The organism is Aeromonas sp. DSM 116730, assembly GCF_046581335.1.
In the GTDB taxonomy this organism is placed as follows: Bacteria; Pseudomonadota; Gammaproteobacteria; order Enterobacterales; family Aeromonadaceae; genus Aeromonas; species Aeromonas rivipollensis.
In genome coordinates, this window is sequence record NZ_CP144265.1 from 136589 (window position 1) to 153609 (window position 17021).

Consider the following 17021-nt stretch of genomic DNA (forward strand, 5'->3'; position numbering starts at 1 on the left):
GATCAGACTCCCTTCACTTGTGCGGTTGAGCGGTTGGCAAACGCCAGGTAGGCCTGCTCGATGCGCGGACGCAGCATGTGCTCGAGGGCGCCGCAGAACAGGATCACCAGACCCTGCAGCACCACCACTATGTTGCGATCCACCCCGAACTCGAAGCTGAGCTCGGCGCCACCCTGATAGAGGAAGCCGAACAGCAGGCTGGCGATGATGACGCCGACCGGGTGGTTGCGACCCATCAGGGCCACCGCTATGCCGGTGAAGCCGAAGCCTTCCACGAAGTTGAGCTTGATCTGGTGCAGCTCACCCTGCAGCACGTTGAGGGCGAAGAAGCCCGCCAGCATGCCGGAGATCACCATGGCCAGGATCACCACCTTGGGATAGGAGATGCCCGCATAGGCGGAGGCGCTCTGACTGGCCCCCACCGAGCGGATCTCGTAGCCCCAGCGGGTATGCCAGATGAAGACCCACACCAGGGCCGCACAGATCAGCGCCCAGACGAAGCTGATGTTGAGGGGACTGTTCGGCATCTCCAGACCGAAACCGGCCGCCAGTTCGCTCATCTTCGGCAGCCAGCTCGCCACGGCGAACACCTTGCTCTCTGTGGCCATGGATCCTGGCGGCTTGAAGACGTCGACCAGCAGGTAGGCCATCAGGGAGGCGGCGATGAAGTTGAACATTATGGTGGTGATGACGATGTGGCTGCCCCGCTTGGCTTGCAGCCAGGCCGGGATGAAGGCCCAGGCCGCACCGAACAGGCCACCGGCTATGATGGCGAGCGGCAGCAGCAGAGCAAACGGCAGCACGTCCCCGAGCAGCAGACAGACCAGCCCCACGCCCAGGCCGCCGATATAGGCCTGGCCCTCACCGCCTATGTTGAACAGGCCGGCGTGGAAGGCCACCGCCACCGCCAGACCGGTGAAGATGAAGCCGGTGGCGTAGTAGAGGGTGAAGCCTATCCCCTCGCCGGTGCCGAAGGCGCCGTACCACATGATCTCGGCCGCATCGACCGGGTTGATGTCGAGGTAATAGAACAAGATGGCCGACACCAGGAAGGCCAGCAGGATATTGACCGCGGGCAGCACGCCCACGGAGATCCAGGCAGGAATACGTACTTGGCTCATCAGTGGGCCTCCTTGGCAATCTCGTCAGGCACTATATTAGCCATCATAAGCCCTATGGTGCGCTCATCCGCCTTGGCACCGTCCAGCTCGCCGACGATGCGGCCATCGGCGATGACCAGGATGCGGTCAGACAGGCTCATGATCTCGTCGAGCTCCACCGACACCAGCAGCACCGCCTTGCCCTTGTCGCGCATGGCGATGATCTGCTGGTGGATGTACTCGATGGCGCCGATGTCGACGCCCCGGGTCGGCTGGCCGACCAGCAGCACATCCGGGTCCTGTTCCACTTCCCGGGCGATCACCAGCTTCTGCTGGTTGCCGCCGGAGAAGTTCGCGGTCTTGTGTTCCGGGCTCGGCGGGCGCACGTCCCACTTCTCCATCTTGGCCTGGCAATCCTGGCGGATCGCCTCCTTGTCCTGCAGCCAGCCCTTGTTGTATTGCGGGCGGCGGTGATAACCGAGGATGAAGGCCTCTTTCGCCTCGAAGCGATTGATCAGCCCCATCTTGTGCCTGTCTTCCGGAATGTGGCCGAGGCCGAAGTTGCGTACCCGCTCCGGATCGGCCGGATGGGTCAGGCTCACCTCGTGGCTCTGGGCGTCACCCGAGATGGTGAAGCTGCCCTTGCTGGGCTGAAGGATGCCGCCGAGCAGGCTGAGCAGCTCGGACTGACCGTTGCCGGAGACCCCGGCTATGCCGACCACTTCCCCGGCCCGCACCGCGAAGCTGACGGACTTGACCCGCTCCACCCCGGCGTCATCGACGTAAGAGAGGCCATCGACCTTGAGCTTGGCCTCGCCCGGCTGGGCTGTGCCCTTGTCGACCTTGAGGCGCACCTTGCGGCCCACCATCAGCTCGGCGAGTTGCTCCTTGTCGGTGTCCTTGGTGGCGACGTGGGCCACCATCTCGCCCCGGCGCATGATGGAGACCTGATCCGTGATGGCCAGGATCTCCCGCAGCTTGTGGGTGATAAGGATGATGGTCGCGCCCTGATCCCGCAGCTTCTTGAGCACCTCGAACAGGTGATCCGCCTCTTGCGGGGTCAGCACCCCGGTGGGTTCGTCGAGGATCAGGATGCGGGCGCCGCGATAGAGCGCCTTGAGGATCTCGACCCGCTGTTGCAGGCCCACCGGCAGATCTTCGATCTTCTCGTGCAGCGGCACCTCGAGACCATAGTCCCGGGCCAGCTCGCCGAGCAGTTTCTCGGCCGCCGCCAGGCTCTTGCCCAGGTGCCAGCCGTTTTCCGCGCCGAGGATGACGTTCTCCAGCACGGTGAAGTTGTTCACCAGCATAAAGTGCTGGTGCACCATGCCCACGCCTGCGGCAATCGCATCTTGTGAGCCATGGGGTTTGAAGGGGTTGCCGTCGATGAGCATCTCGCCTTTGTCGGCATGATAGAAGCCGTAGATGATGCTCATCAGGGTCGACTTGCCGGCGCCATTTTCGCCGACTATGCCGTGAATGCTGCCTTTTTGAACCTGAAGGTCGATCTGCTTGTTGGCGTACACTTCGCCGAACCGCTTATCGATACCTCTTAATTCGATGGCATAGCGATCTGTCTGGTCCATGATGCAGTCCTTGCGGGTCATGAAGTAGAGACTAAAAACCGGCCCGTGCGGGCCGGTCTGGGTTGAGAGTCGTAGCAGAGACTCAGTACTTGCAGTATCAGTACTTGCAGGAGTTGTCGCTCATGTAGTCGTGCACCTTGATCTTGCCGGCGATGATGTCGGCCTTGATGCTTTCGACCTTGGCTTTCATCTCCGGGGTGATCAGCTTGGCGTTGTTCTCGTCCAGCGCCCAGTCAACACCGCCTTCGGCCAGACCCAGGGACTGGATACCCGGCTTCCAGCTGCCCTTGGCGGCATCATCCCAGCTCTTGTACGCGGCCAGACCGACCGACTTGACCATGGAGGTCAGCATGGTGCCCGGCTGCAGGTGGTTCTGGTTGGAATCCACGCCAATGGCCAGCTTGCCTTCATCTTTGGCAGCCTGGTAGACACCTATGCCGGTACCGCCGGCGGCGGCATAGACAACGTCGGCGCCCTTGGCGAACTGGGACTTGGCCAGCTCGGCACCCTTGGCCGGGTCGGCGAAGGCGGCCGGGGTGGAGCCGGTCATGTTCTGATAGACGTCGATCTTCGGATTGATGTACTTGGCGCCCTGCTCATAGCCGCACTGGAACTTGCGGATCAGCGGGATGTCCATGCCGCCCACGAAGCCGACCTTGCCGGTCTTGGAGGCGATGGCCGCCAGGGCACCCACCAGGAAGGAACCTTCATGCTCCTTGAAGATGAGGGACTGGACGTTCGGCTTGTCGACCACCATGTCGATGATGGTGAACTGGGTGTTCGGGAACTCGGTGGCCACCTTCTCTACCGCAGAACCCATGTTGAAGCCGACGGCGACTATGGGGCCGTTGCCACGGCTGGCCAGACGACGCAGGCCCTGCTCGCGCTGGGCTTCGTTCTGGGGCTCGAACTCCTTGACCTTGACGCCTTTGTCCTTGTTGTAGACTTCGACGCCATTGCGGAACACGGCTTCGTTGAAGGACTTGTCGAATTTGCCAGCGGTGTCATAGATGACGGCGGGCTCGGAGGCTGCCTGGGCAGAAAGGGCAGCGAGGGTGAGGGCGGCCACGGTGGCCAGCTTGAGCACTTTAGTCACGATCGTATCCTTGATTGTTATGTGAGGGTCCACAACCTGTCTTGGCAGGTCATAAAGCACGCTGGCTAACTGTAAGTGAGCCAGCCTGTGGGTCAAGGGGATCATAGAGGAAAAACGTTTGCGTTAACGGTTTGAAATATAAGCAAATTGCTTTATAAGTGTTTGTTTTTAGGTTTGTTTGCAGAGTTAAATGCTGCGATTAATAGGCGCCAAACGACATTTGTGTTTCTATTCATGAGGTTATGCGCAAGCGTTTTCCTGGGGCGATGAAAAAAGTGGTTTCTATCGGCACCAAATCATGGGGCCAGGCCGCTTCTGTCGGCAGGGGCGTGCGGGCGCCGCACCTCGACTTGGTCTCTGGCCGCTCAGGCCGTATAATCGCCGCCTGTATAAATAAACAGGAGTGGTGATGGACGTTTCAACCCTGCTCGACGGGCTCAACGACAAGCAAAGAGACGCGGTGGCGGCCCCTCGCAGCAATCTGCTGGTGCTGGCGGGCGCCGGCTCGGGCAAGACACGGGTGCTGGTGCACCGTATCGCCTGGCTGATGCAGGTGGAGCGTTGCTCACCCTTCTCCATCATCGCCGTGACCTTTACCAACAAGGCGGCGGCCGAGATGCGCGGCCGGGTCGAGAAGGTGATAGGGGACGGGGTGCGCGGCATGTGGATAGGCACCTTCCACGGCATAGCCCACCGCTTGCTGCGGGCCCACCATCTGGATGCGGGCCTGCCCCAAGATTTCCAGATCCTCGACTCCGACGACCAGTACCGTCTCATCCGCCGGGTGCTCAAGGCGCTCAACCTCGACGAGAAGCACTGGGCCCCCCGCGCCGTGATGGGCTACATCAACGGCAAGAAGGACGAGGGGCTGCGCCCCGGCGACATCGACCTTTACGGCGATCCCGTCACTCGAACCTATCAGCAGATCTACAAGACCTACCAGGAGACCTGCGATCGCTCCGGGCTGGTGGATTTTGCCGAGCTGTTGCTGCGCGCCCACGAGCTGTGGCTCAACCGGCCCCACATCCTCGAGCACTACCGGGATCGCTTCCAGAACATACTGGTGGACGAGTTCCAGGACACCAACGGCATCCAGTACGCCTGGCTGCGGATGCTGGCAGGGGAGTCCGGCAAGGTGATGATCGTCGGTGACGATGACCAGTCCATCTACGGCTGGCGCGGCGCCAAGATAGAGAACATCCAGCGCTTCCTGACCGACTATCAGGGAGCCGAGACCATACGTCTGGAGCAGAACTACCGCTCCACCGCCAATATCCTGAAAGCCGCCAACAGCGTCATCGCCAACAACGCCGAGCGGCTCGGCAAGGAGCTGTGGACCGAGGGGGCCGAGGGCGACCCTATTTCCCTCTACGCCGCCTTCAACGAGGTGGACGAGGCCCGCTTCGTGGTGGGCCGTCTCAAGGACTGGAAGGAAAAGGGCGGCCTGCTGGCCGACTGCGCCATCCTCTATCGCTCCAACGCCCAGTCACGGGTGCTGGAAGAGGCGCTGATGCAGGACGCCATGCCGTATCGCATCTACGGCGGCCTGCGCTTCTTCGAGCGGCAGGAAATCAAAGACGCCATGGCCTACCTGCGCCTTATCAACAACCGCGGCGACGACGCCAGCTTCGAGCGGGTGGTCAACACCCCGACCCGGGGCATCGGTGATCGCACCCTGGAGATATTGCGAAACAACGCCCGGGATCAGGGCCAGAACCTCTGGCAGTCGGCCAAGACGCTGCTCAACGACAAGGTGCTGACCGGTCGCGCCGGCAATGCGGTGCGCGGTTTTGTGGATCTCATCGATGCGCTGGAAGAGCAGGTTGGCATGTTGCCCCTGCACCAGCAGGCGGACATCGCCATCCAGAATTCCGGCCTCAAGGCGATGTATCTGGCGGAGAAGGGCGAGAAGTCCCAGGCACGGGTAGAGAACCTGGACGAGCTGGTCACCGCCTGTCGCCAGTATCAGCGCCCGGACGAGCTGGAAGACATGAGCGATCTATCCGCCTTCCTCGCCCACGCGGCGCTGGAATCCGGCGAGAATCAGGCGGACGAATACGCCGATGCGGTGCAGCTGATGACACTGCACAGCGCCAAGGGGCTGGAGTTCCCCCTGGTGCTGCTGGTCGGGGTGGAAGAAGGCATGTTCCCCAGCCAGCAATCCACCGAGGAGTCGGGCCGCCTGGAAGAGGAGCGGCGCCTCTGTTACGTCGGCATGACCCGCGCCATGGAGAAGCTCTACATCTGTTATGCGGAGAGCCGCCGCATCTACGGCCGCGAGATGTTCCACAAGCCGAGCCGCTTTATCCGCGAGATGCCCGCCGAGTGTCTGGAAGAGATCCGGCTGCGCACCCAGGTCAGCCGCCCGACCCAGTACGGCCGCTTCAGCCAGAACGAGGTGCAGCAGAGCTTCGACGCCAGCGGCATCAAGCTCGGCCAGCGGGTGCTGCACCCGAAATTCGGGGAAGGCATAGTGCTGAACTTCGAAGGGGTCGGCCCCCAGAGCCGGGTGCAGATCCAGTTCGACGACGTCGGCGCCAAGTGGCTGGTGACGGCCTATGCCCGCCTTGAGGCGCTGTAAGGCGCAGCGCACCCGCCATCAATACAAAAGGAGCCGTTGGCTCCTTTTTTGTCAGGACTGTAGGTTCGATTAGCGAAGCGTAATCGGACGTTCGCGTCATGGGTAAATTGTGTGTCTGGTTGTTGGCAGCACGGCTGGCGCCGTGCAGGACGCGAGGGCGTGGCCCTCGACAGGGTTTCGCCCGCCCTTCGGGCTTGGGCGAGTAACTTTTCTTTGCATGGCCAAAGAAAAGTCACCAAAAGAAAGGCCACCCCCGCCAATCCGCTGGCTTCGCCAGTCCCCTCGGGCCAGAGCCAACGTCGGACGGGCCGCCGCAGACGGCACATCCCTGTGCCGACTGCGGCTACGCCATCATCCCTGATGGCGTCCCTGACGTTGCCTCTGACCCTTGGCGGATTGGAGGGGGATCAATACCGTGCCCACCTGCGGCTTGGGTGCTTAATACGAAATTCGGGCATGGGGTGGAACTCAACTTCGAAGATGTCGGCCAGCAGAGTCTTGCGTAGATCCAGTTCGACGACGCTGGCGCCAAGTGGCTGATGACGGCGTATGCGAGGTTAGAGGCAGGTCAGTCATCTGACCCACTGCAAATGAAAGGTGGTTGGCCTTCCTCCACCTTTCATCGCTATGTAGTGAACAACATTCGTTACCAACAGATTTGTTGCTGCTCGCTTGAGGTGAAGAATGATAACGAAAGAATAATTCTTAAAGTTGGTTTTTTGAGTAATTTGGGTTATGCATCGCTAATCGAAATTACTGGTTTTACACTTTTCTTTTTCTGTATTGAGTTTGATTTTTTTGATTTTACTATACGCTCTTTAGAGCTTATTAAGTTTTGTGGTGAATATCCAAACTTTTGAGTTAATTTGTCTATATATTGAATTGTCTTTCTATAGCTTTTCTTGTCTACACCATACAGGTATGATATCAAACCGTTAACGTGGGCTATATCGCTGTTCTCGCCAGTGAATAGATGATGTATTTTTGCCCTAATAATCCGAAGTTGCTCTCTGCCAACACCTACAGATTTTTCAGTTACTACTAGTCCGGTAACGATTTTCTTTTTTCTCGGGCCTTGAATACATGTTTTTTTATCATTCACTGTAAGGCCTTCATCTTTCAGTATAAATTTAATGAAATCATGAGCCTTCAATATTTTCTTTGCTGTCTGGGCTGATAGTGTTAAATCGTCTGCATATCTTGTGTAAGTTATTCCTTTAGGACCAGCATATCCAGAGACTCTCGCATCTAATTTTGAACATATCAGGTTAGCCAACTTAGGTGACGTAGGTGCACCTTGGGGTAAGCCACCATCATATACGGATAAGTTTGTAAAGATCCTGCTGATATTCTTGCTATATCCAACGGAGCGATAAATGTTATATACATGACTTGCGTGAATACTTGGAAAAAAATCTTCTATATCAAGAGAAAGGATGTAGTTAGCGCCGATGTGAGGATATGCATTATCTAAAATCGAAGTGTTCTTTTCGAAACCTTTCGAGTATGGAGAAACAGATAGCTTGTCAAGAATGTTTCTTAAAATCCAACCTTGGATAGCTTTGAGCTCTCGCGATGGCTGTGAAATGATCCGTCGACCACCTGATTTTTTTTCGACCTCATAAATTTTATAAAAGCGTTTGGAGCGGCCAGATATTATTTTTAAGAATTCTGGCGATAGTCTTGTTGCTGTTGCGAGGTCGTTCAAAACACGGATAGCAGGCAACCCAATGTTCTTCAGCCTATATATATTTTCTGATTCAACATGTTGCATGTGACGCACACCCCTACGTCTTAAGAAACGGACTTCAATGTGCGGCTCAAGTGACCGAAGGCTCTCTTGATCCGCACATTGAAGGTACGGCAATGTACCGGTTTAAATGTAGGATAGCGAATCACTATCCAGCAGCCTGACATCATCCCAACATCAAAGCTACTCGCTAGAAGTGTGCGTCACGTATTCACCCTATCATAACATACGGTTGAATTTCTACGATTTTCTACATTTAAAATCTCTACACGAGCTTTGTCTAAGTATATGTTGGAGAACTTATCTCTTACAAAGTTGATACCATCATTTGTCACACTGAGTAATCCATCAGATCTAGAGATGAAATTTTTATGTGTTAATCGACTTAGTGCGGATTTTATAGCAATATCGCAAAGTTCTTCTTTCTGCATCGTTGCATGTTTTAATAACTCGAGTAACATGACTTTATCAATATTTTCGATTAAATATATGCATGGAAGGATAAAGCTTTCCACCTCTAATATATTTGCCTCGTTTTTAAGCACCACATGAGATGATCTTATTCTTGTGATCTGGTCATTAACTTTTTTATATATAGCCGTTTTCTCAGTGTCGTGGTTAAGATCATCATATTTTATGTGAAATACTTTTCCCGTGCCAGACTCCTTTATGAGTCTATATGGACCGTAATTAATAAAGCTCTTCTTTTTTTCGAATTTCTTATCTGATAAAACAATTGTTTTTGCAGCGAGTTGAGCATTATTAGAAAATGCCCCTAGTTCAGTTAATGAACCAGGGCTTTCAGGAAACAAAACTATTGCATCGACGCTCTCGGCTAATATGTTCTCTAAGGTAAGTAAACTATATTGACCTTGCCCAGCAAGTAAATCATCAAAAATGTCTTCTGGATATATTAAGTCATATCTGGGTACGGTGCTAAATATTGCAGCCATCTTGGCTCGAGCTGTGGAACTATCATTAATATCAGCTCCGCATAGGAAGACGGTCACCTTTTTGCTATTAAGAGGAATGAAAATAAAATCTTTAATTATTTTTGCAACAACCTTTAACTGTTCTGAAGCTAGCTTTCTATACATGAAAATTCTCTATGGATGTAGCTTTCAATGATTTAACTATATCTAATGTCTTGATAGAAAGAAATGATCAATATCACCATGTTAAAACTTAATATAGTTCGTAGGTTCGATTAGCGAAGCGTAATCGGACGATCGCGTAATCGGACGCTTACAACGAAACAACCCTTTTAGGTGTTTACTCCAATCCCTCCAACCCCCCATCCACCGATCCGCACCAATCCTGCGGATAGATGCCACTCGCCACATAACGATGGAAGGTGGAATACGGCCAATCGGCCACCCGTGTGACATGACCATGCTTGAGGGGGTTGATATGGACGTAATCCATATGGTGGCGGTAATCCTGCTCATCCCGGATCAAATGTTCCCAATAATGACGTTGCCAGATGCCCCGCTCCCCGTGGCGTAACCGGGTCTGGCTGCGCCGCTCCGTCTTCGGCAAGGCGCGGGAAAAGTTGCTTTTAATGAGCCGCCAACGCAGGGGGAAATCGCTGTCCCCTTCCGGCAAAGAGAGAATGCAGTGGAGATGGTCGGGCAGTACCACCCAGGCGTGAATGGCGAAGGGGTGAGCCTGTTGCACCTTGGCAACGCTGTGGCGCAGCAGGTCGATCTGCTCCACCAGCAACCGGTTGTTGCGCCGCTCCAGCAGGTTGACGGTAAAGAACCAGGTTCCGCCGGGCCACCATGCCCGCCGCCAGTTGGCCATGCATTTCCCCTATCTTCGGCAGAAAAGCCAAGCATAGCCTTGCCGCTATATACCCAATCACGCGAACGCCCGATTAAGCGATCGTGCATGACGCCATTGTCCGATGATGGGATAGACCGACGACGAGATTGCCCGATGACGCGAACGTCCGATGACGCGATCGTCCGATTACGCTTCGCTAATCGAACCTACACGCCGCCATACAGTTGGGTTATCGGCGTTTCGCCCGAGAGGCACAAACTCCAGGATCCCGCCTGCCGGGCTCACCGCAACTGAAACGCCTTGACGATAAATTCGATAAAGAGCCGCACGTTGCGGGACTGCTCCTTGTGGAAGGGGTAGACGGCGAACAGGGCGTGGGGGTCGGGTTGCCAGTCGGGGAGCAGTTTGACCAGGGTGCCGTCTGCCAGTTCGCTCGACACAAACTCTTTGGGCACCAGGATCACCCCAAGCCCCTGTACGGCCGCCTGTTTCAGGGCTATGCCGTTGTTGGCGCAGAAGCTGGCGGGCTTCAACTCCACCGCCACGCTCTCCGCGTCCCGGGTGAAGAACCACTTGTTGGGGGAGGACGAGAGGCTGTAGCGCAGGCAGTTGTGGCTCTTGAGATCCTCCGGGTGGGTGGGCTGGCCTGCCTCCTCGAGGTAGTCGGGGGCGGCGCAGAGCACCCGCCGCACCTCGCACAGGGGTTTGGCGCGCAGGGTGGAGTCCTCCAGGGTGCCTGCCCCCCGGATCACCAGATCCAGCCCCTGATCCACCAGATCCATGTAGGCGTCGCTCAGGATCACCTCGATGCTGATTTCCGGGTAGCGGTGCTGGAACTCGCAGACAAGGGGGTTGAGCCGGATCAGCCCGTAGGACATGGGCATGCCGATCCTCAGCCTGCCCCTGGGGGTGAAGGAGGCGGCCATGATGGACTGGTCGGCGGCGTCCAGGCTGTCCAGCACGGCGCATATCTGGCCGTAATAGGCCATGCCGGATTCGGTGACGCTCATCCGCCGGGTGGTGCGGTTGATGAGGGCGATGCCGAGAAAGGCTTCCAGCTCGTTGATGTTCTTGCTGACTGCGGCTTGAGAGAGGCGCAGGTCGTCCGCCGCCGCCCTGAAGGTGCCCATCTCCACCACCCGGCGAAAGACGTTCAGCGCCGTGATCTTGTTCATCCTGCCCCCGTTAATTCACTACTGGTAAATGATGGCGCCATCATTGCGCACTTTTATCACAATAGTGCGGATCCCGAGGGTGTCCATCCCCCATCCCCGGCCATCGGCCGCCAGCCACAGAGCGGCCCGTGGGAATGCCGGCCCGGAGAAGGGCCTTCCGGGGAGTGGCGGGCCCGGCAGACACGCAGACGGGGGACCGGGAATGGCCCTTCGCACCCCGGCCCCGTGACGACAGGCATAAAGCAGGCGGCAGGGCCCGGGCCCCGCCGCCAGATGGCACGAACCGGCTTACTGCGCCTTGCCGGGAGCGGGGGGCAGGCTGATGCCAACATCGGCCCAGGGGTTGGTGCCGAGCAGTTGGGCGTGGGGCACCTCGGCCTGGTAGCGCATGGTGAATGCCTCGGGGCCATGGGCGAAGGCCACCAGCAGCCCCTGTTTTGCGTCCATCAGCCCGGCGTGCATGCCCAGCCCGTGATAGCTGATCCGCACGGCCTTGTCTTCAAGTCCCACCTTGTCGATCTGGAAGCGGGCTATGCTGCCGTCTTCGAGGGTAAAGCCCCAGCGGAAGGGGCCGCCGCTGACCACTGTCATCACCTCGTCGATGTCGGTGCCATCCTCGGCTGAGTTGACATGCATGCGGCCGTATTTGCCCAGCACGGCGCTGCGGGTGCGATCGTCCAGCGCCATCAGGTCATAGACCTTGGGGTAGGGGCCGACGCCCGTCTCTTCGGTCGCCACGCCCCCTCCTTTCACCGCAGGCGCGCGCCCTGCGAGCCTGGCCTGCTCCAGAAGATCCCCCTGACTCAGGTTGAAGGCCGCAATCAGGGCGCCGTGCTCAGCTTTGGTCAACGCGCGGCGGTGGGAGGCCTCGAGCAGCGGCCTGGCCCCGTCGGGAATCTCGACGGTGACCACGTTGACCCCTATGGGGTTGAGCACCCCGTTGACCGCCTCGACCCCGGTCACGGCGGGGCGGCCATCGCTGAACTGCACCGAGACAAGGTCACCGGCGAAGGTGTTGAAAGAGAGGGCAGAGGCGATGGCACCGGCCAGGAGAGCGACGTTGGTGAATTTCATATGAGACTCCTCGTTAAGGTTCGAGAAGCAGTCTAGGGCGGTGAAGTGTTCACTGAAATGGCACTCGACTGATATCAAAATTCACTCATGGTAATGAATCACGAGGAAGAAGGGCATCCGTGAGCCGATGTCTGAGCCGGGAGCCCCCGACCGGTTATGGGCCCCGTGACGGAGCGGACCGGCGGCTCCTGTATTGACTGAGGGTCAGTCGGAGGTTTCCTGCTCGGCCGGGTTCTGGGGCTGGAGCGTCTCTTTCTGCTCCGCCCATTTCAACAAGGCATCCAATGCCGGGCACAGGGCCTGTCCCCAGTCGGTCAGGCGATATTCCACCTTGGGCGGCACCTGCGGGTAGACCTTGCGCACTACTATGCCGTCCGCTTCCAGCTGTCGCAGCTGCTGGGCCAGCATCTTCTGGGAAATGGCCGGGATCAGCCGTTCAAAGTCCGAATAACGCTGCACTTTGCCATCGAACAGGTGAAACAGGATGACCAGTTTCCAGCGGCCTTCCAGCAATTTGAGCACGTCTTCGACACCGATAGCCGCAGTCGAAGGGGTATAAATTCTGGTCATGGGTGAGTCACTTACTTTTTTGTGCGTTCTTGATTAAACGTAAGCCTATGTGGAAAGTGGATGTACAGCAACTGTCTCTCAGCGAGGATGACGATGACCTCTCTACACTTTCCATCCATTGCCACCTATTTCGAGGTCAGCAATGGGGCGGATCCAGCCCGCCTTGCCGGGTGCTTCACCGCAGATGCGCTCGTGCGGGACGAAAGCCATACCCATCAGGGGCATAGCGCCATCCAGGCCTGGATGGCAGGGACCCGAAAAGCCGTCGAGTACAGGGTGGAGCCGGTGACGGTGACGCAGGCAGGGGCGCGGGTGACAGTGGTTGCCGAGGTGGCGGGCAACTTCCCCGGCAGCCCGGTGATGCTTGAACACCGGTTTCTGATGTCGGGCAATGATATTCAATCTCTGGAGATACTGTGATGGCGATGGATTTGGCACTGCAAGGCCGGCGTGTACTGATCACCGCAGGCACCAAGGGGGTGGGGAAAGCCGTGCTCGCCCTGTTTCGTGACAATGGCGCCCGGGTGCTGACCACGGCGCGCAGCCGCCCGGCGGACCTGCCCGAGGCGCTGTTCGTCGCCGCCGATCTGACCACTGTGCAAGGCTGCAACACGGTGGTGGATGCCGTCAACGCCAGGCTGGGCGGCGTGGACATCATAGTCCACGTGCTGGGCGGCTCATCGGCGCCGGGTGGCGGCTTCGCGGCACTGGGGGAGGATGAGTGGCAGCGGGAGCTGAACCTGAACCTGATGCCTGCGGTGCGTCTGGACAGGGCGCTGTTGCCCGCCATGCTGGCACAGGGGGAGGGGGTGATCATCCATGTCACCTCCATCCAGCGTGAGCTGCCTTTGCCGGAGTCGACCACGGCCTATGCCGCCGCCAAGGCTGCGCTGTCAACCTACAGCAAGAGTCTGTCGAAAGAGGTGACGCCAAAAGGCGTGCGGGTGGTGCGGGTCTCTCCCGGCTGGATAGAGACAGAGGCATCCGTTGCGCTGGCTGAGCGGCTTGCGACCCAGGCCGGCACGGATTACGAGGGAGGCAAGCAGATCATCATGGATTCCCTGGGGGGGATCCCCCTCGGCCGCCCCGCCAGGCCGCAGGAAGTCGCGAATCTCATCGCGTTTCTGGCGTCGCCTCTGGCCGCCTCTATCAGCGGTACTGAATATGTGATTGACGGAGGCACTGTGCCCACCGCTTAGGCAGGCACCGGGAGGGGGCATCAGAGAAAGGAGGCCCCCACACCCCGGGCCGCACGCTTTCAAGGCGGCCCGGGCAGGAGTTTGGTGCCTTGCTGGGGGCCGCCTTCTGCTGCCACTGCCTCGACCTGGCTGGCGCGAGAAATCATCCATGCCTTTATCCTGCCCCATGCGCACTGGCTGCTGGTCACCCTGCTGCCGGTACTGCTGCTGATCCGCACTCTCGGCAAGGGATGGTCCGGTTCACCCCTTCGCCCCTAAGCCCTGCGGGCGGCAGATAACCGGATAGCCAATAAAGCCCCCCTTCGCTGCCGGACCCCCAGGTGGGGGCGTCACTGCGTTCTCCTTCCATGTTCGCCTCTTGCAACCTCTGCGCCCTTGCTTGCCCACCCGCCCGGCCAGGAAAGATCAAAATCTCTCCCCCCTCTGTGTGTTTGCGTACAGACCGGGCCTGTGGACGGGTCGCACTATCAGATGGGTCGTTTATGTCGCCCAGATGCAACCTTTAGGAGAAAGCCATGACCATTGGAACCGTTCTGCTGATCGTGCTTGTCCTGCTACTGATCGGCGCCATTCCCCGCTGGCCGCACAGCCAGGGTTGGGGTTACGCGCCAAGCGGCGTTATCGGACTGGTACTGACAGTACTGCTCATCCTGGTCTTGCTCGGCAAGATCTAGCCAAGTTCACTTCGGAGAAATCAACAGATGCCACACAGCAACCTAACCCTCGTCGCCATCTCGCTGCTCTGCACCCTGGGGCTGAGCGGATGCGACAAACCGGGGTCGGCGGAACAGGCCGGCAAGAGCATAGATGAGGCGGCCAGCGAGACTGGCAAGAAGGTCGATGCCACCCTCGACAAGTATGAAGACAAGGTGAGCCAGCAAGGTGCCGAGAGCGCCCAGGCCTGGGCAGACACCGAAGTCACCACCAAGGTGAAGACCAAGCTCTTCGGCGAGCCCGGCCTGAGATCACTGCAGATCAGCGTCGATACCGTCGGCGGTGTCGTCACCCTGACCGGGACGGCCGATTCGCAAGCCAACAGCGACAAGGCCAGCGCGATCGCGATGGCGGTGGATGGCGTCGAGAATGTCGTCAATCAGCTAACCCTCACCGCGACCCAATAGGGTCGCTTGCTCAAGGAGCACAAGATGGAAATGCACCAAGCCTACCGGGAAAGAATGAGCGCCCAGCTCAAGGAGTGGGGCTGCCAGATCAATTTGCTGGAAGCCAGGCTGGAGACCCTCTCGGCCGACATGAGGGTCAAGGGGAGCAAGGAGCTTCAGGCCCTGCGTGCCAGGCAGCATGCCGCCTCCGACAGCATGGAGGTGCTCGGCAGGGAGAGCGGCGAGTCCTGGGAGCAGGTCAAGCTGACCGCCGACCAGATGTGGCACGATCTGAAGAGCGGTCTGGCGGAGGCCCAGTCGAAATTCAAGTGAGCGGGGATCCCCCTGGGGATGCTGGGTGTCCCAAGATGAAAAAAGTCGGCGAACGCCCGGGTGGGGAGTTCGCCGGCCATTCAGCCAGCATGATGATATTCACCCGCCTGGGAGATCAGGCCCCCTGAACCACTCGCCTGCATTCACGCCGCCTTTTCCCGTGTCGCTGGCTGACCCTGGATTGCCAACGCCCATCCCTCCTTTCATCTCGTCAACCGCCATCACACAGAGCGCTGTGATCCAATCGTTCGGGACAGTCATATCACTCTGGCCACTTACCAAATGGAGATTGATCAAATGAAATGGTTTCAGCGTTGTGCAGCCATTGCCATGGGATTAACCCTGGCAGCCTGTGGGGGGAGTGATAATGACAGCAGTCCGCCCAATGCCACCATCAGGATCAGCCATCTGGCCCCTGATGCCCCCAAGGTTGATGTGAGGGTCGATGGTGCGGCTTTCCTGACGGCCGTTGACTATGGCAGCAGCAGCGGGCTCAAGCCGGTTGCCGCTGGCAGTCACGAAGTCGCGGTCGACGGCATCTTGCCAGGGGGGACGACGACGACTGTCATAGGCCCTGTGTCTCTCGAGCTGAAACCCGACACTCAGTACGACGTGCTGGCCGTCGGCAAACTGGCTGGCAGCGGTGATACCGCCTTTGGTCCGCTGGTGATTGAGCGGCCGAACCAGGCGCCAACCGGTGGTGATATTCGTGTACAGGTGCTGCATGCCGCACCGGGTGCACCGGCGGTCGACATCCATGTCACCGCGCCGGGGGCCGCCCTGAGCAGCCCGACGCTGGCCAATATTCCGTTCAAGACCTACAGCGACCCCCTCACCCTGCCGGCAGGGGAATACCAGATCAGGCTGACCTTGCCGGGTACGGTGGATGTGGTTTATGACTCTGGCCCGCAGACGCTCAACGCCGGGGCTGACCTGCTGATGGCGGCGATCGATAACCTGGGGGCGGGGCCAAGCCCGGTGCAGTTGCTCGCCATCGGCGATGCTGGTGCCACCCCCATCCTGTCTGTCGATGAGCAGGCGCAGCTGAGGGTGGTCCATGCGGTTGCCGATGCCCCTGCTGTCGACATCTGGGTGAATGGCGTTGCGCCGACAGCGGCCCCGCTGCAAGGATTGGCCTTCAAGGGGAACACCGGGTATCTGGGGCTGGCCGCCGCCGATTATGACTTTGTGGTCACGCCAACCGGAGCCGCCACCCCTGAGGTGATCAGTGCCAGCGACGTGCCGCTCAAGGCGGGGGCTCGCTACTCCCTGTTTGCCGTCGGCCAGTTGCTGGACCCCTCAGGTGAAACCATAGAGCCACTGTTGCTGACGGATACCGGACGGGTGGTTGCTACCGAGGCTCAACTGCGGGTGCTCCATGCCGCCCCCACGGCACCGGCGGTCGACGTCTACCTGACTGCGGGCACGGACATCAGCGGCGCCTCACCGGTGCTCAAGGCCGTGCCCTTCAAGGCAGACAGCGGCTATCTTGCCGTTGCCGCCGGTGATTACCAGGTCACAGTCACGGCCTCGGGTGACAAGACCCCGGTCATAGGTCCCCTGCCGGTCACCCTGGCCAACGGTCAGGTGCTGACAGCCGCGGCCCTGTCTGACAGTGTCGGTGGCGTGGATCCTGAGCTGCTGATCCTGGACGACGTCAGCAGCAAATGAT

At 58.6% G+C, this 17021-nt stretch carries 17 protein-coding genes; 8 read left to right on the forward strand and 9 right to left on the reverse strand.

Annotated elements, in window-relative coordinates:
• Nucleotides 1-2 precede the first annotated feature (2 nt).
• From Aeroheme_RS00635 to Aeroheme_RS00645, 3 genes are all read right to left on the reverse strand, one after another.
• Nucleotides 3-1121, reverse strand: coding sequence for an ABC transporter permease (locus Aeroheme_RS00635; RefSeq protein WP_163148968.1), 1119 nt, complete (start codon nt 1119-1121; stop codon nt 3-5).
• Nucleotides 1121-2686 carry an ABC transporter ATP-binding protein gene (locus tag Aeroheme_RS00640; protein WP_111913265.1) on the reverse strand — a complete coding sequence of 522 codons (1566 nt, stop codon included), beginning with the start codon at nt 2684-2686 and terminating at the stop codon, nt 1121-1123. Before Aeroheme_RS00640 ends, Aeroheme_RS00635 begins: the two co-directional genes overlap by 1 nt.
• 97 nt (nt 2687-2783) lie before the next feature.
• Nucleotides 2784-3782: a BMP family protein gene (locus Aeroheme_RS00645; protein ID WP_041212138.1), complete on the reverse strand. Its 999-nt coding sequence runs from the start codon at nt 3780-3782 to the stop codon at nt 2784-2786.
• Between the two features lie 409 nt (nt 3783-4191).
• On the opposite strand from Aeroheme_RS00645, the gene uvrD reads away from it, so the two are divergent.
• Complete coding sequence (gene uvrD / locus Aeroheme_RS00650; RefSeq protein WP_411166520.1) at nt 4192-6363, forward strand: DNA helicase II; 2172 nt, start codon at nt 4192-4194, stop codon at nt 6361-6363.
• 733 nt (nt 6364-7096) lie between these two features.
• On the opposite strand, the gene Aeroheme_RS00655 is transcribed toward uvrD, so the two are convergent.
• From Aeroheme_RS00655 to Aeroheme_RS00680, 6 genes are all read right to left on the reverse strand, one after another.
• Nucleotides 7097-8137: a retron St85 family RNA-directed DNA polymerase gene (locus Aeroheme_RS00655; protein ID WP_323904324.1), complete on the reverse strand. Its 1041-nt coding sequence runs from the start codon at nt 8135-8137 to the stop codon at nt 7097-7099.
• A gap of 179 nt (nt 8138-8316) precedes the next feature.
• The gene (locus Aeroheme_RS00660; protein ID WP_323904322.1) at nt 8317-9210 is read right to left on the reverse strand and encodes a retron St85 family effector protein; all 894 of its coding nucleotides are present in this window, start codon (nt 9208-9210) and stop codon (nt 8317-8319) included.
• 175 nt (nt 9211-9385) lie between these two features.
• The gene (locus Aeroheme_RS00665; RefSeq protein WP_411166521.1) at nt 9386-9916 is read right to left on the reverse strand and encodes an REP-associated tyrosine transposase; all 531 of its coding nucleotides are present in this window, start codon (nt 9914-9916) and stop codon (nt 9386-9388) included.
• A 263-nt stretch (nt 9917-10179) separates the two neighbouring features.
• Nucleotides 10180-11073 (reverse strand): LysR family transcriptional regulator, encoded by an 894-nt coding sequence (locus Aeroheme_RS00670; RefSeq protein WP_411166522.1) that lies wholly within the window; start codon nt 11071-11073, stop codon nt 10180-10182.
• Between the two features lie 288 nt (nt 11074-11361).
• Nucleotides 11362-12147 carry a hypothetical protein gene (locus Aeroheme_RS00675; protein WP_411166523.1) on the reverse strand — a complete coding sequence of 262 codons (786 nt, stop codon included), beginning with the start codon at nt 12145-12147 and terminating at the stop codon, nt 11362-11364.
• A gap of 204 nt (nt 12148-12351) precedes the next feature.
• Nucleotides 12352-12717, reverse strand: coding sequence for a winged helix-turn-helix transcriptional regulator (locus Aeroheme_RS00680; RefSeq protein ID WP_411166524.1), 366 nt, complete (start codon nt 12715-12717; stop codon nt 12352-12354).
• Between the two features lie 93 nt (nt 12718-12810).
• On the opposite strand from Aeroheme_RS00680, the gene Aeroheme_RS00685 reads away from it, so the two are divergent.
• The 7 genes from Aeroheme_RS00685 to Aeroheme_RS00715 all read left to right on the forward strand — a co-directional run bounded on the left by Aeroheme_RS00685 (nt 12811) and on the right by Aeroheme_RS00715 (nt 17020).
• Nucleotides 12811-13137, forward strand: coding sequence for a nuclear transport factor 2 family protein (locus Aeroheme_RS00685; RefSeq protein WP_059114014.1), 327 nt, complete (start codon nt 12811-12813; stop codon nt 13135-13137).
• On the forward strand, nt 13137-13916 hold the full coding sequence (locus tag Aeroheme_RS00690) for an SDR family oxidoreductase (RefSeq protein WP_338889248.1): 780 nt from the start codon (nt 13137-13139) through the stop codon (nt 13914-13916). The genes Aeroheme_RS00685 and Aeroheme_RS00690 overlap by 1 nt, the downstream gene beginning before the upstream one ends.
• A gap of 84 nt (nt 13917-14000) precedes the next feature.
• Entirely contained in the window at nt 14001-14174 is a 174-nt protein-coding gene (locus Aeroheme_RS00695; RefSeq protein WP_411166525.1) for a hypothetical protein, read from the forward strand.
• Nucleotides 14175-14431: 257 nt separating this feature from the next.
• Nucleotides 14432-14590 carry a DUF3309 family protein gene (locus tag Aeroheme_RS00700; RefSeq protein WP_106885292.1) on the forward strand — a complete coding sequence of 53 codons (159 nt, stop codon included), beginning with the start codon at nt 14432-14434 and terminating at the stop codon, nt 14588-14590.
• A gap of 27 nt (nt 14591-14617) precedes the next feature.
• Nucleotides 14618-15037, forward strand: a complete 420-nt coding sequence (locus tag Aeroheme_RS00705) for a BON domain-containing protein (protein ID WP_290071241.1) — start codon at nt 14618-14620, stop codon at nt 15035-15037.
• 24 nt (nt 15038-15061) lie between these two features.
• Complete coding sequence (locus tag Aeroheme_RS00710; RefSeq protein ID WP_111911690.1) at nt 15062-15349, forward strand: hypothetical protein; 288 nt, start codon at nt 15062-15064, stop codon at nt 15347-15349.
• A 297-nt stretch (nt 15350-15646) separates the two neighbouring features.
• Nucleotides 15647-17020, forward strand: coding sequence for a DUF4397 domain-containing protein (locus tag Aeroheme_RS00715; RefSeq protein WP_411166526.1), 1374 nt, complete (start codon nt 15647-15649; stop codon nt 17018-17020).
• The last annotated feature ends 1 nt before the right edge of the window (nt 17021 follow it).